Annotated in this window: 17 protein-coding genes and 1 other RNA gene; 14 read left to right on the top strand and 4 right to left on the bottom strand. The window is 39.0% G+C overall.

Annotation, left to right across the window (positions count from 1 at the left end; genetic code table 11):
- Positions 1-42 precede the first annotated feature (42 nt).
- Positions 43-474, bottom strand: a complete 432-nt coding sequence (locus ACIQ2D_RS00175) for a MarR family winged helix-turn-helix transcriptional regulator (RefSeq protein ID WP_402857591.1) — start codon at positions 472-474, stop codon at positions 43-45.
- Between the two features lie 119 nt (positions 475-593).
- Between ACIQ2D_RS00175 and ACIQ2D_RS00170 the strand changes: the two genes are divergently transcribed.
- The gene (locus ACIQ2D_RS00170) at positions 594-1181 is read left to right on the top strand and encodes an NAD(P)H-dependent oxidoreductase (RefSeq protein ID WP_402857588.1); all 588 of its coding nucleotides are present in this window, start codon (positions 594-596) and stop codon (positions 1179-1181) included.
- A 401-nt stretch (positions 1182-1582) separates the two neighbouring features.
- Here the strand turns inward: ACIQ2D_RS00170 and ACIQ2D_RS00165 are convergent, their stop codons facing one another.
- Positions 1583-3397: a multicopper oxidase family protein gene (locus ACIQ2D_RS00165; RefSeq protein WP_402857585.1), complete on the bottom strand. Its 1815-nt coding sequence runs from the start codon at positions 3395-3397 to the stop codon at positions 1583-1585.
- Positions 3398-4026: 629 nt separating this feature from the next.
- Here ACIQ2D_RS00165 and ACIQ2D_RS00160 point away from each other — a divergent pair.
- The 6 genes from ACIQ2D_RS00160 (at position 4027) to ACIQ2D_RS00135 (ending at position 8929) form a co-directional block, all read left to right on the top strand.
- A complete protein-coding gene (locus ACIQ2D_RS00160; RefSeq protein ID WP_402857582.1) occupies positions 4027-4509 on the top strand; it encodes a cell wall elongation regulator TseB-like domain-containing protein in 483 nt (160 codons plus the stop codon).
- A gap of 16 nt (positions 4510-4525) precedes the next feature.
- The gene (locus tag ACIQ2D_RS00155; protein ID WP_402857579.1) at positions 4526-5719 is read left to right on the top strand and encodes a pyridoxal phosphate-dependent aminotransferase; all 1194 of its coding nucleotides are present in this window, start codon (positions 4526-4528) and stop codon (positions 5717-5719) included.
- Positions 5720-5747: 28 nt separating this feature from the next.
- The gene (gene asnS / locus ACIQ2D_RS00150) at positions 5748-7043 is read left to right on the top strand and encodes an asparagine--tRNA ligase (protein ID WP_402857576.1); all 1296 of its coding nucleotides are present in this window, start codon (positions 5748-5750) and stop codon (positions 7041-7043) included.
- Positions 7044-7168: 125 nt separating this feature from the next.
- A complete protein-coding gene (locus ACIQ2D_RS00145; RefSeq protein WP_402857573.1) occupies positions 7169-7897 on the top strand; it encodes a DnaD domain protein in 729 nt (242 codons plus the stop codon).
- A 13-nt stretch (positions 7898-7910) separates the two neighbouring features.
- On the top strand, positions 7911-8573 hold the full coding sequence (nth, locus tag ACIQ2D_RS00140) for an endonuclease III (protein ID WP_402857570.1): 663 nt from the start codon (positions 7911-7913) through the stop codon (positions 8571-8573).
- Positions 8570-8929, top strand: coding sequence for a YpoC family protein (locus ACIQ2D_RS00135; RefSeq protein WP_402857567.1), 360 nt, complete (start codon positions 8570-8572; stop codon positions 8927-8929). Before nth ends, ACIQ2D_RS00135 begins: the two co-directional genes overlap by 4 nt.
- A 210-nt stretch (positions 8930-9139) precedes the next feature.
- On the opposite strand, the gene ACIQ2D_RS00130 is transcribed toward ACIQ2D_RS00135, so the two are convergent.
- Positions 9140-11839 (bottom strand): transglycosylase domain-containing protein, encoded by a 2700-nt coding sequence (locus ACIQ2D_RS00130; protein WP_402857564.1) that lies wholly within the window; start codon positions 11837-11839, stop codon positions 9140-9142.
- Positions 11840-11864: 25 nt separating this feature from the next.
- Positions 11865-12485 (bottom strand): Holliday junction resolvase RecU, encoded by a 621-nt coding sequence (recU, locus tag ACIQ2D_RS00125; RefSeq protein ID WP_402857561.1) that lies wholly within the window; start codon positions 12483-12485, stop codon positions 11865-11867.
- A gap of 234 nt (positions 12486-12719) precedes the next feature.
- Here recU and ACIQ2D_RS00120 point away from each other — a divergent pair, with 234 nt between their 5' ends.
- The 7 genes from ACIQ2D_RS00120 (at position 12720) to ACIQ2D_RS00090 (ending at position 19752) form a co-directional block, all read left to right on the top strand.
- Positions 12720-12917, top strand: coding sequence for an endonuclease (locus tag ACIQ2D_RS00120; RefSeq protein WP_402857558.1), 198 nt, complete (start codon positions 12720-12722; stop codon positions 12915-12917).
- Positions 12918-12970: 53 nt separating this feature from the next.
- Positions 12971-13354, top strand: coding sequence for a YppE family protein (locus tag ACIQ2D_RS00115; RefSeq protein ID WP_402857555.1), 384 nt, complete (start codon positions 12971-12973; stop codon positions 13352-13354).
- Positions 13329-15605: a DEAD/DEAH box helicase gene (locus ACIQ2D_RS00110; RefSeq protein ID WP_402857552.1), complete on the top strand. Its 2277-nt coding sequence runs from the start codon at positions 13329-13331 to the stop codon at positions 15603-15605. Before ACIQ2D_RS00115 ends, ACIQ2D_RS00110 begins: the two co-directional genes overlap by 26 nt.
- A 5-nt stretch (positions 15606-15610) precedes the next feature.
- Entirely contained in the window at positions 15611-16861 is a 1251-nt protein-coding gene (locus ACIQ2D_RS00105) for a ribonuclease H-like domain-containing protein (RefSeq protein WP_402857549.1), read from the top strand.
- Positions 16862-16981: 120 nt separating this feature from the next.
- Complete coding sequence (gpsB, locus tag ACIQ2D_RS00100) at positions 16982-17275, top strand: cell division regulator GpsB (protein WP_402857546.1); 294 nt, start codon at positions 16982-16984, stop codon at positions 17273-17275.
- Positions 17276-17333: 58 nt separating this feature from the next.
- An RNA gene (gene rnpB, locus ACIQ2D_RS00095) (RNase P RNA component class B) lies at positions 17334-17715 on the top strand.
- A 291-nt stretch (positions 17716-18006) separates the two neighbouring features.
- Positions 18007-19752: an EAL domain-containing protein gene (locus tag ACIQ2D_RS00090; protein ID WP_402857543.1), complete on the top strand. Its 1746-nt coding sequence runs from the start codon at positions 18007-18009 to the stop codon at positions 19750-19752.
- Position 19753: the final 1 nt, after the last annotated feature.

Raw genomic sequence — 19753 nt, 5'->3', positions numbered from 1 at the left:
TGGAATGCTCCGTAATAGGCAGCAGCGATTTGTTTGCCGAACTTATTGTATAAATACCTTTCTTTGCAAAACACCTATTGCACGGTCAATTTCTGCTAAATCTTCATCCGAAAGCTTTTGTATAAGGTTTTGGAAACGAAATTCAATAGTGGCAAAGGCGTCATCCATCATAATCTCCCCATCTGATGAGAGACGAATATACTGTTTTCGACGATCTTCTTGGTCCGTTATCTTTTCTATTAAATTTTTTTCATATAATTTCTTTAATTCTCTGCTCGTATTAGGCATAGACATATGCATGCATTCACTAATTTCAGAAGGTGTAACAGGCTGACTAACTTTGATATTTTCAAGGATTTTATATTGAACGGATGTAATGTCATCTGTTTTTATGTTTTGTGTTAATTCATGTGTAACCTCGTGAACAGAAGTTGTAAACGATACGAATTTATTAAATAGGGCTTTTTTGTCCATAATTTTCACCTCTTACAGACAAGATAACAAAAAACTTATCATAAAACAATTATCAATTGACAACTAACTTCTTTCCGGATTATTATTTACTTATCAAATGATAAGTAATGGGGGATGTCATGAAAACGTTAATTATTTACACGTATCCAAATCACAAAAGTTTAAATTATGCTTTTTTACAGGAAATCATTAAGGGGTGTAATGAAAATCCATACATAAAGGAATTACAAGTCGTAGATTTATATGAAGAAAAATTTAATCCACTTTTAGAATTTAACGAGCATAAACGTAGACGTGATATGTATCGTGATCCTGAATTAGAAAAATACAGAGAACAAATTACTTGGGCCGATAAGATTGTCTTTGTTTATCCAATCTGGTGGGGAAGACCTCCTGCAATGCTTATGGGATATATTGATCAATTGTTTGCTGCAAATTTCGCATACAAGGATAAGAAAGGACTGTTTCCAGATGGGCTTCTGACAGGAAAGTCTGTAGTCTGTGTCTCTACGATGAAGGGACCTGCAAAATATCCACTTTTTTGGCTGAATAATGCCCATAAAATTTTAATGAGAAAAGCTCTGTTTAATTTTGTTGGTATTAAAAAGGTGAAGTTTTTTGAATTTGGCAACATGGAGAGTTCGAAAGGGAGACAGACGAAAAAATTAGAAAAAATTCATCATTACTTTAAAAAAGTTGCTAATTGAAAGAAGAAGTCATAGGAATTTACAATTGACGAAACCCACAATAACCGCTGAAAAAAGGCGTTGAGTGCTGAAAAAGACCAAGCGACCGCTGAAAATAAGAAGTAAGTGTTGAAAAACCACTAGCTGCCACTAAAATCCCTTTTGTTTGTTGGTTTTGCAATGTTGTTAATGACTTTAGTGACAAATCGGATCTGGAAAAGTGCTGAGGGCGAAGAATGCTAAAAAAAATTGTTCTATGACTATAATTGATTAACGTAACTTTTAGGTCATTGTTAACTGTTAGTGTAGCTGTATCATGGTTAATTTGATTATGTGGATGGATATAAGTAATGAAAATTTTGGGTGTAAAAAACAAGGTCCCTCAAAAATAAAGGGACCTTTATCTTAATGGCATTTCTAAATTATCGCCGTTTATTTCGCTTTTTTGTTGTGGGATTACGTTGATTCACCGATTGATATTGCAGATACTTAGAAAGTTTGGTCTTAGTGTTACCTGCGTTATCTTCGTGTGGTTCTGCTGTGTCCTCAAGTGTAGTAGTTGGGATTTTCGTATCTTGAGGTTCGATAGGCGGAACTTTCGTTTGTTGTGTATTGATGAGTGGAGCGGTAGTGACATTAGGTGTATCAGTAGCGTGCTCTTGAACTGCATGTGGCTGCTGCACGGGGTGAACATCTTTGATGACGAGTATAGGCCGCATCATGTCGTGGTCTTCGTGCTCTAGGAAATGACAATGCCACATGTAATGACCGGTATGTTCTTTCCAATGCATAATAATTTTTGTGACCATGCCTGCATCCGTTTTAACGGTATCTTTCCAACCGCGCTCATAGTCTCGTGGTTCCTCTGGGTCACCAGTATACTCAAGTTTTCCTTCGTTTTGATAAAGCTCTACATTAAATGGGCGGCGTTCAAGGATTTTAAACTGGACTAAGTGTACATGAATGGGGTGAGGGAAGGGGGTTACATTAATAATATTCCAAACTTCAATGCTATCAAGAGAAGGTTTTTCCGTTGTAGGTTCATGGTACATCCGACCATTCAAGAGCAGCATTGGTCGGCCGAAATTATCTAAAGTGGCACTTAACGGTAAGTCTCGTTGGATATGGGCATGGTGTTCATGTAAATCCATCGATTCAGCCAGTCTCTCTGGTATTAGGCTTGTATCTTCGCCTTTCAATGGAAGGTCAACTCTAAACTGCAAGACGATACTTGTATGTTCTCCCGGGAACTCTGTATCTGTATTTACTAATGTGATTTCTTGGCATTCGAGATTTGAAAAATCAACTATGATATCAGTTCTTTCCGCTGGCAGTAGTTCAATGGAATTGATAATGATAGGCTCCGCTAAGAAACCTCCATCTGTCCCGAGCTGAATCAGTGGTTGTTCGTTTGAGAGACTTAAAACATAGCCCCTTCTATTAGAAGCATTCACTATACGGAAGCGATATTTTCTAGGCTCTACACTTAAATAAGGCCACACTTTTCCATTCACAGTGATTGTATTGCCAACAAATCCGGGTGTGATTGATGGGTGTACAGGAACAGGGAATGGTGGTGCATCTGGATAAAAAATCGAGCCGTCCTCATTAAAGGAGCGGTCCTGAATCATTAACGGAATTTCATAGGGGCCACATGGAAGCTGTAGCCGTTCTTCGAGCGAATCGCGAAGAAGGTAAAAGCCTGCCAACCCAGCATAAACATTCAGCCTTGTGATACCCATTGTGTGGTCATGGTACCACATTGTTGTGCCAGGCTGATGATTTGTATATTCATGTACCTCTCTTTTGAATTTTGGACCTGTATGGATATAATCTCTACTGTACCAAGACTCGGGATTACCATCGCTTTCCCAGTCAACATTTGCCCCGTGTAAGTGCACGACGGTTCTTACTTCTTGTGAATCATTGGCACTGTGAAGGGTGAAATCTACGGGAAGAAAATGTTTTGTCGGTAATCGGTTATTATATTTCACATAGGTTGTTTGGTCTTTTTCAGCCTCGATTGTAGGTCCAGGACAGAGCCCATCATATCCCCAAATGGTAGTCATTCGGAAATGTTTATGGAAACGATGTCGTGCTTCTTTCATTTGTAATTCATAATAAGAGTTTCTAGGATAGCCATTATTATTCCTAGATCTAGCAATAGTCGGCTTTTGTAGTTGATCTACAAATTTAGGAATTGTATTTGGGTCAGATGGATTTACATCTTTATACAAAAAGCTCACTTCCTTCTTTATTCATTAACGAATTTTTTTGTACACTTAATAATATGGGCGAAAACAATTATGCAACTGGGCGCATTATGAATTTATTTGGGTGTAGTAAAAGGAATTCACCATCACGAATAGGGGATTTCCGTTCCAGCTGGACGCTTTCCGGGGGGCGTATGATGAGCCGCTTCACTCGCTAGCTCGCTCCAGGTTCTTATCTAAGACGAATGCAAGCGGGTCGGTGCTTGCTCGCGGAAAGCGAGCATCCCGTAGCGGAAATCAACCTACCACTTTAATGGTAATGCTAGAAATTGGTTAATTAATACACCTGGAATCTTAAAAAATGCATATTAAATAGAAGAAAGTTTATGATGAAAAGGCTATCATTTTTTGAAGAATAGAAAAAAGTAGAAAAAGTTGCTCGAATCATTTGAAAACGTTGGTGTATCAACGTACAATATATGAAATTAGGAAACACGACAGCACTAATTTGGTGTATAATGTTGTGGTATGAGGAAAGAAAGCAGGTTGGCAAAAATGAAAAGCAAAATTGGACTACTATCAGTTATTGACACTCAAAAAGATCGAGCGAATTTGTTCGGTGAAGTGCTCGATTTAGAATATAAGGTGAATGTATGAAAAACTGGTTGATTTTCATTTCTGTTTTTACCTTTTCTTTGTCACTTGTCATTGCTGTTTTAGTACTCTGGAAAGCTGAGGCTCCCTTCCATTCAATTGAAGAACAGGCTGAACAGTTGGCACTCGATGCCAAAGCCCTCGCAATTGTCTCGGAGTCTTACACGTATAATGGTAAAAATTCGTATGTCACTGTTTTCGGGGTAGACGAATATGGTGATCAAAAGGCTGTCTTTGTTCCGACGAATCTAGAAGAGGATTCGATTCAGGAAGTGTTTTTAAAGGATGGTATTACGGAAAAGGAAGCATTATCGGTTTTGAAAAATGAAGGAAATGTACAAAAAGTTCTACACATGAAATTGGGCTATGAAGAGCCTGGTGCCGTGTGGGAAGTTACGTACTTAAACAATGAAGACAAGCTAAACTATGTCTATATTTTGTTTGAGGACGGCGATTGGTGGAAACGCATTAAGAACTTATAAGAGGAGTAGATTCCGTATGAAAAATTTATTAGCTAACCGTGTAAAAACTTTAACACCATCTTCAACTTTAGCCATTACTGCAAAGGCAAAGGAATTAAAGGAACAAGGCATTGACGTAATCGGCTTAGGTGCTGGTGAACCAGACTTTAACACACCACGCAATATCTTAGACGCTGCTATTGAATCAATGGAAAAAGGCCATACAAAATATACTCCTGCTGGCGGTCTTCCAGTACTTAAAAAAGCAATCATTGACAAACTACAACGCGATAATAGCCTTACATATAAACCAAATGAAGTTATCGTGGGTGTTGGTGCGAAACACATTCTTTATACTTTATTCCAAGTAATTTTAAATGAGGGCGATGAAGTCATCATCCCAATCCCATACTGGGTATCATATCCAGAACAAGTGAAATTGGCTGGCGGTGTACCAGTTTATGTTGAAGGTACACGTGAACAAGGCTACAAAATTACAGCTGACCAATTACGTGCAGCTGTGACGGATAAAACAAAAGCTGTGATCATCAACTCACCAAGTAACCCATCAGGTATGATTTACTCTCGTGAAGAACTAGCTGAATTAGCAGCTGTAGCAGAAGAAAAAGATATTTTAATCGTGTCAGATGAAATTTATGAGAAGCTTGTATACAATGGTATTGAGCATTATTCTATTGCTAAAGTTTCTGACGCAGTGAAAGCACGTACAATTGTAGTAAATGGTGTAGCAAAATCTCACTCTATGACAGGCTGGCGTATCGGATATGCTGCTGGGGATGCAGAAATTATTAAACCAATGACAGACCTTGCATCACATTCCACTTCAAATGCAACAACAACGGCACAATATGCAACAGTGGAAGCATATAATGGGTCTCAAGACACTGTAGAAGAAATGCGCCAAGCATTCGAAACTCGTCTTGAAGAAATCTATCCACAACTTAGTGCAATTCCTGGTTTCAAAGTATTAAAACCACAAGGTGCATTTTACTTGTTCCCAGACGTAGCAGAAGCTATGGAGAAAACTGGTTATGATTCAGTAGATGCATTTGCAGCAGACATTTTAACAGAAGCAAACGTAGCAGTGATTCCAGGCTCTGGCTTTGGTACACCTACTACAATGCGATTATCTTATGCTACATCTTTAGAATTATTAGAAGAAGCAGTCCGTCGTATTGATACTTTTGTAAAATCAAAATGGCAAGACTAATCCTTCTAAACAACTTTGGAGGACCTATATGAAAAAAATTATGATTCAAGATATGCCAAAGCATATCGGAGAAACTGTAAAGTTAGGTGCTTGGTTATCTAACAAACGTTCAAGTGGTAAAATTGCCTTCTTACAACTTCGTGATGGTTCAGGCTTTGTACAAGGCGTTGTTGTCAAAGAAGAGGTAGGCGAAGAAATTTTTGCAATTGCAAAAGGTATGTCACAAGAAACTTCTATGTACATTACAGGTGAAGTAAAAGCAGACGAACGCTCAAGCTTTGGCTGCGAACTTGCTGTAACAGGTATTGAAGTGATTCATGCGGCACAAGATTTCCCGATTACACCTAAAGAGCATGGAACAGAATTCCTTATGGATAACCGTCATTTATGGTTACGTTCTCGTAAGCAACATGCGGTGATGAAAATCCGTAACGAAATCATTCGTGCAACGTATGAATTTTTCAACGACAACGGTTTTACAAAAATGGACCCACCAATTTTAACGGGATCGGCTCCTGAAGGTACTTCAGAGCTATTCGCTACAAAATATTTTGACGAAGATGCGTATCTTTCTCAATCTGGTCAGCTTTATATGGAAGCGGCTGCGATGGCATTAGGGAAAGTATTCTCATTTGGTCCAACATTCCGTGCCGAAAAATCAAAAACTCGTCGTCATTTAATCGAGTTCTGGATGATCGAGCCGGAAATGGCTTTTGTTGAATTTGAAGAAAACTTAGAAGTGCAAGAACAATACGTTTCTCATATCGTGCAATCAGTTTTAGCTAACTGCAAGATAGAGTTAGAGCGTCTTGGACGTGATACTTCAACACTTGAAAATATCAAAGCGCCATTCCCACGTATATCTTATGATGATGCGATTAAACTATTACATGAACAAGGTTTTAATGATATTGAATGGGGCGATGATTTCGGTGCACCGCATGAAACAGCGATTGCCAATTCATTTGACAAACCTGTATTCATCACTTGCTACCCAGTAGGCATCAAACCGTTCTACATGCAACCACATCCAGATCGTGACGACGTTGTACTTTGTGCTGACTTAATCGCACCAGAAGGTTACGGCGAAATTATCGGTGGTTCTGAGCGTATCCATGACTATGATTTACTTAAATCTCGTCTTGCAGAACATAATTTATCTTTAGATGCGTATGCATGGTATTTAGAGCTTCGTAAACAGGGCTCTGTACCACATTCAGGCTTCGGTCTTGGATTAGAACGAACAGTGGCATGGATTTCAGGAACAGAACATATTCGTGAAACAATTCCATTCCCACGTTTATTAAATCGTCTTTACCCATAATAGGTTAGAGAATACACACACATTAAAAAGTCGCGTAGTGAGCATGTTGGCTACGCGGCTTTTACTAACTTTGGCAAGTACAATTACGCAAAAGGTGTAATTGATAGAGAAGGAGTCATGCATAAATGAATACTAATAATAACCGGCTCCGCACGTGGACTGAGCAGAGGAATGTTACTGTTCCTCAGCTTTTTTTTCAGTTTTATAAGGAGTTAAATATTGAGGATGAGGAAGCACTCATTGTCATACATTTACTTGCCTTTCATATGGAGGGGAACAGCTTCCCAACACCGAATGATTTAACGAGCCGCTTATCGATGTCTGATAATGAAATTTCAACTCGTTTACAACGCCTCATGCAAAAGGGCTTTCTCGAAATTACACGTGATGTCGATGAAAGCGGAAAATTATATGAAAAATATTCGGTTTACCCACTTTGGGAGCGCATCATGCAGCTGATTGAAATGAAAGAACAAAAGCAATCTGCTGTTTCATTGCGTCAAGAAGAGGGAGAGATATTCCGTTTATTTGAAGAAGAGATGGGTCGTCTTTTATCTCCTTTAGAGCTTGAAAAAATCGGTTCGTGGTTAGATGAGGACAAGCATAGTCCAGCACTGATTAAAGAGGCGTTGAAAGAAGCGGTATTTGCTAGCAAAATGAGCATTCGTTATATTGACCGTATTTTACTGGAATGGAAAAAGAAAAATATTTCGACACCGAAAGCTGCACAAATTCAAAGTGAGCAATTTCGTGAAAAACAAAGCTTCAATCGTCAGCCGGGTCATGCACCACAGCAGGAAACACAGTCGACAAACAAAGTACAGTTTTATAACTGGCTAGAAGAGAGAGAGTAGGGGTTGGTCTAGAATGTTAACGAAAAAGCAGTGGGAGCATTGTTTAGCTGAGATGGATCGTATGTTTCCCGATGCACATTGTGAGCTTGTTCATGAAAATCCGTTTGAATTAACTATTGCGACTCTTCTTTCAGCACAGTGCACGGACGTTCTTGTTAATAAGGTTACAAAAACATTATTCCAAAAGTATAAGAAGCCAGAAGATTATTTAGCAGTGCCATTAGAGGAATTACAGCAAGATATTCGTTCAATTGGCTTGTATCGCAATAAGGCGAAAAATATTCAATTACTATGTGAGCGATTGCTCGTTGAATACGGAGGGGAAATTCCGGCTAGTCGTGAGGCACTTGTGACGTTACCAGGCGTCGGGCGTAAAACAGCCAATGTTGTATTGTCTGTTGCTTTTGATGTGCCAGCACTTGCAGTTGATACGCATGTAGAACGTGTTTCAAAGCGTTTAGGGTTATGCAGGTGGAAGGATTCGGTTCTAGAAGTCGAAGAAACGATTATGAAAAAAACGCCTATTGAAAAATGGTCGAAAACACATCACCAGTTAATTTTCTTTGGACGTTATCACTGCAAGGCGCAAAACCCTGGCTGTCATGCATGCCCATTATTACCGGATTGCCGTGAGGGACAAAAGCGTTTGAAAAAAGGTTTGGTGAAAGAAGTATGATCGGTTTTCGTGTAGAAGCAATTTCAAAAGAGATCGTCGATGCTTGGTTTGCAGAATGGGAAGCATTAGAGGCACGCATTCATACTGCTCACGATGCTCGAAACGGCGAAGCAAAAGGCTTGATGGAAGAAGCGATTGTTTTATTTGAACGTCTGCTGATAGACAGTGCGGACGCGAGTGAAATGGCACTGGACCCTTCCGAAACCTATGAGGTGATGCCGATTAATGGAGCAGAGCGTCTAGCCTTTATTAAGACTAAACCAGGGCAATATGCATGCTATCGTCAGCTTGATGAGTTATTTAAAGAAACGAAAAAACGCACCGCGCGCTTACGATTACAGGCGGCTAAGAAATAGAAAGAGAGAGCAGCTACTTTTAAAAGTAGCTGCTTTTTTAATTGAGGAAGAGTGTGAGACGGATAGAATTAGAGAAGTGACGGATAGAAAGGTAAATGTGACGGATAGACCATCGGAAGTGACGGATAGAACATAAAAAGTGACGGATAAAAACCAGAATTCCAACAAAAAAGCAGGGCAGCCATCACTAGATGCTGCCCCGCTTTAACGTTATTCGACTGTTTCATCCTCATCTTCATTCGGATTGGAAGGTTGTATTGGCGGTGTTGGTGGAGTTGTACCGGGTTGACCGTCATTATTGCCTCCGTTACTGCCTCCATTGCCATTGTTGTTTCCGTTGCCTTGGTTTCCGTTATTATTGCCGTTACCGTTATTGTTATCATTACCTTGATTGCCGTTATTATTACCATTACCTTGATTACCGTTGTTATTACCACCTTCATTTTCTTCAGGTGGTAAAGGTATTCCTAAATCCGGTGTCTCAGGTTCTACAGGTTCTAATTCTTCCTCAGTAATGCTTGTAACTTCAATTGAAGCTGTACCTGGTTCACTTCGCACATCTTCAGCAACAGCTACGACAGAAATGGTATATTTACCCTCAGAAAGCGTATTGGCTACTGTTAGTCCGTTATCATCTGCCGTGCCAAGTGTTTCTGTTTTTCCATCTTCAAGTGTAGCAGTTACTTCAAATGTTACAGGCACTAGTTCGTTCGTTTCTTCATCAAATATAGGATCGTAAGACCAATCAACACTGATCGATTGCCCACCTAAGTCTAGGTCTGCTTTTACATTATAAGGCGCAGGAATTGTTTTTTCTTCGTACTCGCTTGACACTTCAGTAGGCTCAGTACCGCGCACAAATAACTCAGTTTGACGTTTTTCAACAGGTGTAAATTCACTCGCTAATTTTAATGGATTTGTGCCAATTTCGATTGTTGCTTCTACAACAGAACTTGGTTTTTTGAAACGGGCTGTTTCGACGTCTTTAGATAACTCGCTCATAATATCCTTAAATAGATATTGTGGTAAACGTCGTTCATCCCAAGTTGTGATAGGCTCAGAGCGTTTTTCATAACCACTCCAAATAGCGATAGAGTAGTTCGTTGTGTAACCAGCAAACCAAGAATCTGGCACACTTGTACTTGGTAAATTGTATTTGTTAAATTCGTCATTTGAATAGTTGGTCGTACCAGTTTTACCAGCGATATCTAAACCTGATATACGTGCAGATGGTGCAGACGCGTCAGGTTTGTTACTAACAACGTCACGAAGCATATCCGTCACCATATATGCTGTGTAATCACTCATCGCTACATTTGGCTTTGGTGTATAGTCTTTTGATGTTTTACCATCACGGTAAACAATTTTTGTAATGGCATGAGGATCATTGTATACGCCGTTATTCCCAAAAGCAGCGTAAGAAGCAGCCATTTGAATCGGAGACATCGTAATAGCTCCACCACCGATTGCATCGGCCTCGTACACATTTTTAGCATCAATCCCTAAACCACTGATAAATTCTTTCGCTTTTTCAGCACCGACTTCTTTAAACACTTTTACAGCAGGGACATTACGTGAAGCATATAGGGCTTTACGTACAGACATAGTACCCATATATTTTAAATCCCAGTTTCTAATGGTTTGTTTTGAGTTAGTATAGTTCATAGGTTCATCGACAATTGTTTGACCTGTTGACATTTTTAAATATTCAATGGCAGGACCGTAATCGAGTAAAGGTTTCATCGCAGAACCTGGGTGGTTTTGTGTTAAGTCATCTGCATAGTTAAAGCCACGTTCTGCGCCGTAGTTACGACCACCACCGACAGCTAAAATTTGACCTGTTTTTGTATCAACAACACCAATGCCAGATTGAATGTTTTCTGTTGGGAAGTTGCGATCATCATTCATAATGCCTTCAACTACTTGTTGTGCTTTAGGATCAAGTGTTGTGTAAACTTTAATCCCTTCAGCCATTGCTGAACCGTCACCGTTTTCTTCAAGCTCGTCTTGGACAATATCCAAGAATGCATCATATTTTGTGCCTGCAAATGCTTGGCGTGTCTCTTCATCAGCAAGACCTGCTTGAATATCAACAGCTTTTGCTTCTTCCATTTCGGCTTTAGTGATCTTCCCATGCTGCACCATTAAGCTTAATACGATGTTACGACGTTTTTCGGCACGCTCAGGGTTTTTAATTGGGTTGTAAGCATTAGGCAATTGCATCATTCCAGCAAGCATTGCTTCTTCATCTAAAGATAATTCACTTAATTCTTTTCCATAGAAGTATTTCGCAGCTGTGCCAATTCCGTATATACGGCCTGACATTAGTACTTTGTTGAAGTACATTTCGAAAATTTCTTCTTTTGAATATTTGCGCTCAAGCTGGAATGCAAGCCAAGCTTCTTGTGCTTTACGTTTTAATTTTTTCTCATTTTGTAAAAACGAGTTTTTGACAACTTGTTGTGTAAGTGTGGAAGCTCCTTGAGCACCAAAGCCTTCACGTATGTTGGCAAGAATGGCGCCACCTAGTCGATAAAAATCTAGACCATGGTGTTCAAAAAATCGTACGTCTTCTGTGGCAAGCACTGCATCTACCATAGATTTGGGTATATCTTCAAATTTCACATATTCTCGGTTTTCAGCACCAATTGTCGCGAATTTTTCCCCGTTTTTATCGTAAAACTCAGAGGAAACGGGGTCTTTTAATAGTTCCTCATCGAGTTCAGGTGCTGTACTTGCATAAAAAGCAAATAAACCAGCCCCGGCTACTAAGCCAGCCACTCCTAAAAATAGTACCGTTAAGAAAATGCGTTTTAGCCAATTTTTTGATGGTGTTTTTGGTGTATCCTTTTTATTTTTTCTAGCGCGGGCCTTTTTAAGGTCTCCGCGTGTTTGACGACGTTCAGTCATTTTTTAATCTCCTCACTTTCAAAACCTAGTCTTTAGATTCGATGAACCGCTGTAAAACTTTTAAATAGTCGATTCTTGGATAGTAGCTTGTCTGAATTTCATAAGCTTCTTGCTCAATCTGTGTCAGCGGAATCGATTTACGTTCACCTTTTTCCATAGCACTCCAGGCTTTTTGTAAAACTTCAAATGGCACGATAAAATAGCGCTCAAGTGCTGAAAAGCGCATGATTATAAAGGCCACACCTAATTGCTCCGTAACTTGCTGCATGTGTGTCATTTGATGTGTGTGAATATTTTTTAATGGAAAACTCGTTTTAGATGAGGTTTCCTTTGCATCAAAATCGACATAATACCCGTTCCACACCCCATTATAGTCTGTTGTCGAGGGTGTTCGAAAATAAGCTTCCCTTATAACAGCTGCACTTCTTGATGGATACTCTACTTTGACGATTTGTACGGGAACAGGTTTCTTGTGAATTATGGCAAGTCGCTTGTTAAGATAATAAGCGTTAGCTTCATCGATTTCATCTTCTAATGTTTTCCCTCGATTACTAAAGGAATAGTCTTTTTCCTTTTCTGTCTTCTCAGCTTTAGAAATAGGCGTTTGCGGCGTGTATACCTTCCCATTTGGATAGCGAATTGTCACTTATAATCACCTTCTATAATACTTGCTATTATACACGATATTTTAACATGATTCAGTACAAGTCACCCACTTATATATGTGGTAGATATAGCCAATTGTATAGAGGGGAACTGAATTATAAAATATTTAGCGAATTAATTCTTCTTTGCTCCAACTTTCACTTATTTTGTCACACATGAAGGTAATTTTATACATGTGCGGAATACAAGTACATAAGAAAAAGGGGGCGGTATGTTGAAGAAATTGGAACAACTAGTTGCACAGTTGGATTTCGTCAATCAATTACTTTTAACGAGAGTATCATTGGAAAGCAACGTACACAGCATGCAATTTTTTGTGCAAATTGAATCACTAAATCAGAAAGTAAGCTTAGCAGAAAAGGGAAGGCAAGTAAAGAATGCTTGTTCGCCTAACAGTAGTGAAAAACGCTAGACTTTGGTACACTAACCTCATATAGAATTCGAAACTAAATGAGGTGCAAGTGTATGTTATTAATAGAACAAACTTCAATTTTAATAGATGAATGTACAAAATGTGTAGAACGATTTTGGAAAATGCGTGAGGAAGACCGCGCACCAGATTTTTTTCAAGAGGTAAAACCGCATGCTGACAAAATACATGCATTACTAAAAGACTGGCAGCAACAAGCAGATGTTTGGATCAAAGAAAATCGTCCTAAATATATGCATTCACAACAAATTGCTTCAGCGGTGGAATCGATGGAGCAATTTGTTGTGCAATCCTTTTATAAGGAAACAAGTAAAAAACGTTTTCTCGATGCGACACATTCCACTTCCTATACAATAAAGAACTTTTACAATTTAATAGAGGAGGGAAATCGTGATGCTGTCGAAAAAACGGACGATTAGTGAACTGCTAAACGAGTGGCGCTATGATGAGGAAATAAAAGAGCGTATTTTACATTGGCACACGTTAGATGGGCGTGAGGCAAAACTTGCTCCTTTTCCTGAAACGTTGCACCCTTCGCTTATCAAAGCACTTCACACACGTGGCATAAGGCAGCTCTATACGCATCAGCGAGAAGCATTTGATTTAGCAAACAATGGGCAATCGTTTACTGCGGTCACACCAACTGCTTCTGGGAAATCATATTGCTACCACTTACCCGTATTACAAAAGATATTAGAAGACAAAAATGCGCGTGCGATTTATTTATTTCCGACAAAGGCACTGGCTCAAGATCAAAAAAATGATCTGAATGACCTGATTGAACAGACGGGGGAAGACATTTTAAGCTATACGTACGATGGTGATACAGCACCAGGCATTCGTCAGAAAGTACGTAAGGCAGGTCACATTGTCATGACCAACCCGGATATGCTACATTCAGGTATTTTGCCGCATCATACAAAATGGGTATCACTCTTTGAAAATTTGCAGTATATCGTCATTGATGAGTTGCATACATATAAAGGTGTATTTGGTTCGCATGTGGCGCATGTTATTCGCAGGCTAAAGCGTATTTGCGAATTTTATGGCAGTAAGCCCCTGTTTATCTGTACGTCTGCTACGATTAAAAATCCAAAAGAGCTAGCAGAAAAACTTACGAATGAAACACATGCATTAATAGCCGATTCAGGTGCACCTGTCGGGAAAAAAACATTTTTGTTTTACAACCCACCGATCGTCCATAAAACATTCGGTGTCCGACGTAGTGCAGTTCTAGAAGTCAGTGATTTAGCAAAAAGATTATATACAGCAGGTATTCAAACGATTATTTTTGCAAAGAGTCGTGTGCGAGTGGAAATGATTGTGACTTATTTAAAGGAACTTACACGTAATAAACTAATGGATGAGTCAGTGCGCGGCTATCGTGGAGGCTATTTGCCGTCAGAGCGTCGCGTTATTGAACGTGGTCTGCGTGATGGGTCTATTCAAACGGTTGTCAGTACAAATGCATTGGAACTTGGTGTAGATATTGGCCAATTACAAGCATGTATCATGACAGGTTACCCGGGAAATATTGCAAGTGCATGGCAACAAGCTGGACGTGCGGGGCGTCGCCAAGACGAAGCACTGATAATTTATGTGGCACAGTCGACTGCGCTTGATCAGTATGTCGTCCAGCATCCGTTATTTTTACTCGGTAGTGCGCCAGAAGAGGCACGTATTTATCCTGAAAACATGTTAATTTTAATGGACCATTTAAAATGTGCGGCATTTGAATTACCTTTTTCAGTAAATGATCCTTATGGAGAGTATGAAATTCAGGAATTGCTCGATTATTTAGCTGAAGAGGGCGTTGTATTTAAGACGAGTGATAAATGGCATTGGATGAGTGATCGTTTCCCAGCGCATGATATTAGCCTTCGTTCGGCTTCGCAGGAAAATGTGGTGATTATTGATATGACCGTGCCCGCACAGACGAAAGTGATTGGGGAAATGGATCGTCATAGTGCCATGACATTACTTCATGAGGAAGCGATTTATTTACATCAAGGGGTACAATATCAGGTAGAGAAGTTAGATTGGGAAGAGAAAAAGGCTTTTGTGCGTGAAGTCGATGTGGATTATTACACAGATGCCAATTTAGCAGTGGAAATGAAGGTGCTTGAGGAAGACCGCAGCCGTGATTATCATGGAGGTACGATTAGCTTTGGTGATGTCGGGCTTGTGGCTCAGGCGACGATTTTTAAAAAAATTCGATTTGGTACACACGATAATATTGGCTCAGGACCTATTCATTTACCACCAGATGAAATGCATACAAGTTCATCGTGGTTGTCCTTTAAAGCGCCAGAAAAATGGTCGGAAGCGGAGTTAACGGATGCCATGACAGGTGCAGCGTATGCCATGAATGCATTTATACCACTATTTATCCAATGTGATAGTAGCGATGTGGCAGTTGTGCCGCAAGTGAAAGCGACACATAATGAAGCGCCTACGTTTTTTGTGTATGATAAATATCCAGGTGGCATTGGATTAAGTGAAAAGGTGTATGATTTATGGGAAGAACTACTGCTTAAAACAAAGCACCATGTAGCTAGCTGTGCATGTGAGGGAGGCTGTCCTTCCTGCATCGGTGCGCAAGACAGTTTACAGCAGGCAAAAGGAAGAGTCTTACACGTTCTACGCACTTTATTAGCAGAAAATGAGTGATAATAATGTCTTACGAAAATAAAATACTACAAATGAAAAAAATGCTCGGTAAAAAAACTGAAAAACCTAAAGCAAACGAACAAAAACCAGCATTTCAAAAACCTGAAATCCCTAGCTACACATCAAAGTGGGAGCAAGCTGGTTTAAAACGAATTGACAATGAATATGGCATTGTCTTTTTGCGAGAGGTCCACTTTCCACGAACATATCAGCATGGACATTATCAGTTACAGGAATTTTTCAACGCTGTGGCCAAATGGCAACACGCTGATTTTTCACATCCATACGCATTAGATGTAGAAGAGAATGTGTTATTTTTTGATACGGAAACGACAGGATTAAAAGGTGTGGGCACGCAAATTTTTTTACTTGGTTTTTTAGAAGTGACTGAAGAGGATTTTGTGCTGACGCAATATGTATTAGCAGATCCGGCTCATGAAGCGGCATTGTTATTTGAATCGAGACTGTGGCAAAAAACAGCGACGGTTGTTACGTATAATGGTAAGAGTTTTGATTGGCCACAGCTTGAAACACGTTGGACACTCAATCAAAAAGTGTTACCGAAATTACGTGCGCAGCGCCAAATCGATTTACTGCATAGTTCGAAGCGTTTATGGAAAAATGATATGGAGCGCATGAAGCTAAAATCTGTTGAGGAAGAAAAGCTTGGATTTTTGCGAAACGGAGATATTCCAGGTTATTTAGCTCCAATCATTTATTTAGATGCTGTTAAAAGTGGTATACCAGATGCACTGATGAAAGTTCTATTGCATAATGAATGGGATTTGCTGTCGCTCATTACACTCTATGTACATTCTACAAACCTGTTATTCGAAGAAATGGATGACGAGTCGGCAAAAACGTACACGAATATTGGGAAATGGTATGCGGATTTAAAAGAGGGCGCCAAAAGTGTCCAGGTTTTAGAAAAGGTGACTTCACAGTTCAATGCGCTAGAAGCCGGAGATGCCCAATTTCATTTAGCCTTTCAATTAAAAAGAAACAAACAATTTAATGAAGCCATTGATGCCTTTGTAGCGTCAATACATTTTGTAGACTCACGGAAGAAATTACAGGCACTAGAGCAGTTAGCAATGCTCTATGAACATCAAATAAAAGATTTTCATCAAGCGAGAAGTTACGCGATGCAAGCCATTGAACTAGTCGCAACCTCGGAGGAATTACTTGAAGAGCAAAAGCAGAAATGGGAAATTTTATTTAAAAAACGGCTTCTACGGTTAGAGAATAAAAAATAATTTCCCGGGGAAGCGCAAAATACGACAAGTTTAGCGTTTTAATAAGGTTTTGAACGATATATTTATATAAAATATGCTATAATGTATCCGTGATGTACTGTGTAAGGAAGGGCGATGTGAATGGACATTAAATTAACGTCAAAAATGATTCTTGAAAAAGAATTTAAGAAAAATTTTAAAGGTTACAATGTAGAAGAAGTCGATTCATTTCTTGATGAAATAATTCAGGACTATGAAACGTTCGAAAAAGTAGTGGCCCAGTTAAGAGAAGAGAACCGACAATTAAAAGAAGAAGTTGAAACTACACCGAAAAAACAAAGTGTTGCACCTGCTAATGGCACAACAAATTTTGATATTTTGAAACGACTTTCTAATTTGGAAAAACATGTATTTGGTAGCAAGTTGTACGAATAATTTTTGCAGATATGTTGTATTACTCAACATTTTCTAGTATAATATCGTTATCATCATGAAATTCGAGTAATCGCTGCGACGCTAGACGTCGTAGAGGAAAGTCCATGCTCACACGGTTCTGCGATGACCGTAGTGTTCGTGCTTACTGAAAAAATAAGGTAAGGCAGCCTAAAAGCTGACGGCGGAAGGAAAACCTAAGTCTTTGTGATATGGTTGAAACTTCCTGAAAGTGCCACAGTGACGAAGCTTGCTTGGAAACATGCAAGGTGGAACGAGGTAAACCCCACGAGTGAGAAACCCAAATTATGGTAGGGGCACTCTCCTGAAGGAATTGAACGGATGGAGGGACGAGAGAATGCTCTCGTAGATAGATGATTACTACCCGGCTGTACGAGGCGTAAGCTGTTTGAGTACTCGGGAACAAAACATGGCTTACTGAATTTTTTGATGTTTACCTATTTGTTATCAAGCGCTCTCCAATTAGGTGGAGAGCTTTTCTTTTGTAATAGAATAAAAGTTAAAAACTTCCAATTGATGTCTAAGTGAAAGCGTCACCCCTTGAAATTGATGCTGACATGATGTTAGTGATGTACCTATGACATATTTCTGTTGGTACAAAAACATCTGTCTGCAATGCCACAAGAGGTGGCGTTTTTCAAAACTAGGGGTAAGCGGGCATTTTAGCATTTTTTTAAATGAAGGTAGCAAACGAGATGGGATGGAGCCAAAACATGAACGTTGTAAATGATCGTACTAGCCTTGATAAGCTAAATTCGATTTCAAAATATCCTACTGCATTAATGACAAAAATATTTGAAAATGTATCGGAAGGCATTATGATCACTGATAAGTATAAAAAAATTGTGATGGTGAACCCTGCATTTGAATTCGTTACAGGCTACAAAAGAGACGAAGTAATTGGGAAATCTCCAGCGGTTTTACAATCAGGTATACATGAGCTACCTTTTTATATAAGTATGTGGGAAAAAATACGACAAGATGGAATTTGGCAAGGTGAGATTTGGAATCGTCGGAAAATGGGAGATGTCTATCCTGAGTGGTTATCAATAGTTGGTGTAACCAACGACGAGGGAGAAATCACAAATTATTGTGGTATTTTTACTGATTTGTCCGAAAGAAAGACAGCAGAAATTGAACTGGAGAAAAGTTTATTAACAGACTCATTAACGGACATATCAAATCGATTTGCCTATATCGAGAGAATGACTAGCTTAATAGAGTCGACTTCTACTATTTCTCATTCAGTGCAACATGCAGTATACGTCTTAAATTTAGATCGTTTTAAATTAGTTAATGATACTTTAGGACATGCTAGTGGTGATACGATTCTTATTGAAACAGCAAAAAGAATTCAAACATTACTTAAAAACAAAGATATTATTGCTAGATATGGCGGCGATGAATTTATCATTACGCTAACAAATGTGAAAAATGCAAGAGAAGCAGCAAACTTCGCTGATCAGATTATTAGTGTCATTGAACAACCAATGAATATTAACGGTCAGGATATTTTTATCTCTACAAGTATAGGTATTAGCATGTATCCAAAGGACGGAGAATTGGCGGAAGAGTTAATTCACTGTGCGGATAAGGCAATGACATATTCAAAGAAAAATGGGCGAAATGGCTATGCATTTTATTTCGATGGTCTACATACAGACTCACAACGTGTTCTGCTTTTAGATGCTGAATTACGTAAAGCCATCGAAAATCATGATTTTGAATTGTTTTTCCAACCGAAAATTGACTTAGAGAAACAGTCAATTCAAGGTCTAGAGGCATTAGTTCGCTGGAACAATAAAAAATTAGGCTTCGTCTCACCAGCTGAATTTATTCCGTATGCTGAAGAAACAGGGCTGATTATTCCATTAAGTGAAATTATTTTTAATAAAGCGTGTGAAGCAGTAATTGAATTACAAAAACACGGAAAAAATATGCCAATTGCTATTAACGTATCAAGTATACATTTTAAGCAACAAAACTTCTTAGAATCAATACAATCTATTTTAGAACATCATAATACGCCTGCAAGTAATTTTGAAATTGAAGTAACCGAGCGTACAGTGATGAATAGTGCGACTGAAACTGTAAGCAAGCTTGTCAGATTGAAACAACTTGGCTTTAAAATTTCAATTGATGATTTTGGTACAGGGTATTCATCATTAAGTTATCTGGTTCGATTCCCGCTCGACTGCTTGAAAATTGACCGTAGCTTTATTCAACATATTTGTTCGCTTGATGAAAAACAAGCTGTCGTCGATGCAATCATTCAAATGTCGCACCGCTTAAAAATGAAAGTCGTGGCAGAAGGTGTAGAACAATCGCAACAAGTGGATATACTAAGGAAGATGAATTGTGATATTATTCAAGGGTTTTACTACAGTAAGCCTTTACCAATGCACGAATTACTTGAGTTTATTGAGTTTTGGGAAAATGAACACCAAGGAAGGAAATAAA

The organism is Lysinibacillus sp. NPDC097287 (assembly GCF_044761695.1).
Taxonomy (GTDB): domain Bacteria; phylum Bacillota; class Bacilli; order Bacillales_A; family Planococcaceae; genus Lysinibacillus.
This window is presented reverse-complemented; position numbering and strand designations above follow the sequence as displayed.